Here is a 571-nt window from a genome sequence, read left to right as displayed (position 1 = left end):
TCTGATAATTGCTTTCCTTCACAATTTGGAAAAACTGGAAATTGTTCGCTAAAATTATTTTGAGCCGAAGTAAAAATCGACCAAAAAACTAGAACTAAAACTGCTATTCTTTTAAACATTTTTATAAAATAAAAATTAGTAATCACTGTTTGATTGAGCACCATTTGCAATAGCTTTCGCCGATGATGTTCCTATTCTTTTAACACCAAGCTGAATCATTGCTACTGCTTCTTCATACGTTCGAACTCCGCCAGCAGCTTTTACTGGAAGTGGCGAACTGTTTTCTAGCATCATTGTAATGGTATGAATTGTTGCTCCGTTTGGCAAATCATTTTCGGTTTTATAAAATCCGGTGGATGATTTTACAAATACAGAGTTAAAACTTTCTTCTTTGAAATTCGCAATGACCACATTTTTAACTAATGCCGAAATTTGAATAATTTGAGCATCGGTTAAAGCTGCAACTTCAATGATCCATTTGGCAATTTTATGATTTTCTAAGGCTAATTTTGTTCCTTCGAAAACTTCTCTTTTGACTAAATCAACATTTCCATCTTTAAAAGCTTCGTAG

Annotated in this window: 1 pseudogene; it reads right to left on the bottom strand. The window is 33.1% G+C overall.

The window, feature by feature from the left end:
- Positions 1-135 precede the first annotated feature (135 nt).
- Positions 136-571 (bottom strand): annotated as a pseudogene (locus DIU01_RS09040) (deoxyribose-phosphate aldolase); the annotation flags it as partial.

Origin of the sequence: Flavobacterium sp. (genome assembly GCF_003525665.1) — a bacterium.
Taxonomy (GTDB): domain Bacteria; phylum Bacteroidota; class Bacteroidia; order Flavobacteriales; family Flavobacteriaceae; genus Flavobacterium.
This window is presented reverse-complemented; position numbering and strand designations above follow the sequence as displayed.